This is a genomic window from Alcanivorax sp. HI0083, from assembly GCF_001635175.1.
In genome coordinates, this window is sequence record NZ_LWFX01001305.1 from 1 (window position 1) to 3180 (window position 3180).

Below are 3180 nucleotides of genomic sequence, written 5' to 3' on the forward strand. Positions count from 1 at the left end.
TCAGCCCTCCCAAGGCGGCAAAGCCTCCAGGCAACGTGTACCGAACAGAAACGTACAGATTAGCGGCGAACGGAGACTGCCAGACTCGGCCGCGGCGACCGCGGCCCGCCAACTGGCATTCGGTGATAAATACCTGGGGATGGGAAACAGGCCCTACCAATGCCAGGGCATCCGCGTTGGTAGAACCGGTGACCCACTGATAATGCAGGTCCGCAGCACCGCCGAGACGGCGCTGCACAATATCGGAATCGATCAACTCCAGTGGCTGAGCCAGCCGATAACCTTTGCCTTTCACAGATTCCAGAGTAAGACCGAAATCCGCAAGGCGCTGGACTCGCTTCCAGACCCCAGCCCGGGAAATACCCAACACCTCCCCAAGCTCTGAACCGGAACGAAAGTTACCATCGGCGAGAAGACGGACCAGCGACTGATCCGCCTCTTTCATCGTGCTCAAGCCTCCCAAACAACCCCGCGCGTCTTGGACCACTGAGCAATATCATCAGCGTAACGTTTTTCGATTTCATTGCGCTTGAGCTTCAATGTCGGGGTGATCAGGTTATTTTCGACACTCCAGGCATCTTTGCACACGATCAACGTGGTCATACGCTCGTGAGGGTCCAACACCTCGTTGACGCGAGCGAGCAGTTTCTCCAGCTCCTTGGTAAAGTGCTCCTTCTCACTGCCCTTACTCAAACGCTCCTGCTCTTCCGGAGTAATGTTAAGCAAGGCAACCGGCTGCCCCATACCCTCGCCGATTACACAAGCCAGCTCGAGACCCGGCATGGTAGACAGTCGATTCTCGATCGGCGCTGGCGCCACATATTTGCCCTTTTCCGTTTTGAAAATCTCTTTCACGCGACCAGTGATGCGCAAACGGCCCTTGCCGTCGATTTCACCCACATCGCCCGTGCGCAACCAACCGTCTTCGGTCAGATCTTCCGCTGTCTTCTCAGGCTGCTTGTAGTAACCCTTCATATTCCCCAAGCTGCGCACGAGAATTTCGCCACCTTCTCCGATACGGCATTCAACCCCATCATTGGGTGTGCCCACCCAACCAATTTGTTGGTCGCCCTCTTCGGTGGTGTGCGACCACGCCAGGTTTTCTGTCATGCCGTAAACTTCGAGAATTTCCAGATCCAGTTTCTTGAACCAGGTAATAATCTCAGGTGACAGCGCGGCGGCACCCGACAGCGCAATACGGCACTCATCCAGCCCCATGGCACCAAGCACTTTTTTCTTGATGATTTTGTTGAGGAAAGGAATTTTGAGCAATCGGTTGAGTTTTTTCGGCGGCACGGCTTCTGAAGCCTTCTGGTAAAACTTGGACCAGATCCGCGGCACAGCAAAAAATACCGTTGGTTGTGCCCGCTTGATATCTTCGCCAAAGGTATCCAGAGACTCGGCAAAAAAGATTTTGTTACCCACATACAGCACCGCGATTTCCACTGCCACGCGCTCAGCCACATGAGACAGAGGCAAGTAAGAAATCATGCGTTCGTCAGGCTTAAGGTCGTACACCTTGATCATCTTCTCCCCGACGGCGGAAAGACTCTCAAAGTCGTGCATCACACCCTTGGGCATACCAGTGGTGCCAGAGGTGTAAACGATAGTTGCGAGATCCTTCAGGTCCGGCACATTAATCTCAGCCAGAGGCGCAGTATCGCGAATAATATCCGGCCATTTTGGGAAGGCTTGCAACGCATCATCCGGCGCCAGACTCAACGCAATCTGCTGCACACCATCAGGCACACCCGCTTTCATCATGTCCCAGTCATCGAGCTTGCCCACAAACAGAAACTTGGACTCACTATGCTCCATGATCTGACGCACTGTTTCGGCCACCAACGTCGGATACAAAGGCACGCTGACACCGCCCGCCATCCAGATTGCCACGTCAGTGATAATCCACTCGGCACAGTTCTTGGACACCAGCGCAACGTGGTCGCCCTTCTTCATCCCCTGAGATTGCAGATAGGCAGCAATCTTGCGCGCCTCTTCATCCACCTGTTTCCAGGTGTATTCACGCAGCTCACCACCACCCAGAGGCTGAACAAATGCCACGGCATCGCCGTGTTGCGAACGACGCTGAGCCAGAGCCTGCAGCGGAGTCATCACACTCTTTCCTGTTGTCATAATTCTCAACCTTTCCCGAGTCTAAAATGTCAATGAAACGGCCCGCCCAACGAACGGCAAACCGGAGCAGGCACCCCTGCGAATTCCTTTAAAGATGATCCAGCAGATAAAGCATCACCTTGACTGCTCAAGTCCCAGAAGGCGCCCGCATAGAACCGGAGCACCTCCCGCTGCCCACCTATCCCACTGTCATCCCCAAACAGCAAACCCCAACCATACCACTTTCCCCCGCCGCAATGGAGTCTTTCACAGCCCCGAAAGCACCGGTAAACGCTTGTTTACTGTAGGAATACACACTGGCACCGCACCAAGAGTAGAGCCTTACCGCCGAAGGATAAAGAGCAATAGAGCGCCCTCCTCATCGAAAGGATGCCTGAACAAAATTCAGACCAGAAGCAGCAACAAACGGACCGATCGCGGCCAACGCATCAGCAGCGCAGCTCTTGACCTGGGAAATAAACAAGCAGGTTGATTTTGTTGCACACTGCCACCCCACGTCGCTCACATAGCCAGGCACACAGCCTTAAGGCACAAGAGGAGCAGTGCCGGAAAGCAAAATGAGGCAGATTGAGGGGAGAGTGCGGGCTTCCAGTGAGCAAACAAACAAACCGACACTTGCGCGACAAGGATTATCTGTTTCTTTAAGAGCCTGACGATGACCTATTTAGGTAGCGAGCATGCTCGCTACCCCCTTCGGGACGCCTGCGGCGCACCAAACTGGCTCCTGCGGAGCATCGCTTGTCACACCTCGGTCCCCCTTGAGGGGATGGCGGCTTCGCCGCGAGGTAGGGAGAGGAGTTCACCGTATCTTAAACCAAACAAAAAACCCCCGTCACTTTCGTGGCGGGGGTCTTTTGTTTGGTTTAAGAGCCTGACGATGACCTACTCTCACATGGGGAAGCCCCACACTACCATCGGCGATATGTCGTTTCACTTCTGAGTTCGGCATGGGATCAGGTGGTTCCAACATTCTATGGTCGTCAGGCAAACTGGTTTGGTTGTCCTGAATAATCAGGATGACCAAATAGGTTGCCTTACCGGTGTTCT

2 protein-coding genes and 1 rRNA gene are annotated in these 3180 nt (G+C 54.2%); all 3 read right to left on the bottom strand.

Annotation, left to right across the window (positions count from 1 at the left end):
* Positions 1-445, bottom strand: a 445-nt coding sequence (locus tag A3754_RS19450; RefSeq protein WP_156497100.1) for an HTH domain-containing protein, incomplete at its 3' end; no start/stop codon positions are given.
* Positions 446-450: 5 nt separating this feature from the next.
* The gene (locus tag A3754_RS19455) at positions 451-2133 is read right to left on the bottom strand and encodes an AMP-binding protein (RefSeq protein ID WP_063521021.1); all 1683 of its coding nucleotides are present in this window, start codon (positions 2131-2133) and stop codon (positions 451-453) included.
* A gap of 869 nt (positions 2134-3002) precedes the next feature.
* Positions 3003-3118: ribosomal RNA gene (gene rrf, locus A3754_RS19460) — 5S ribosomal RNA — on the bottom strand.
* Positions 3119-3180: the final 62 nt, after the last annotated feature.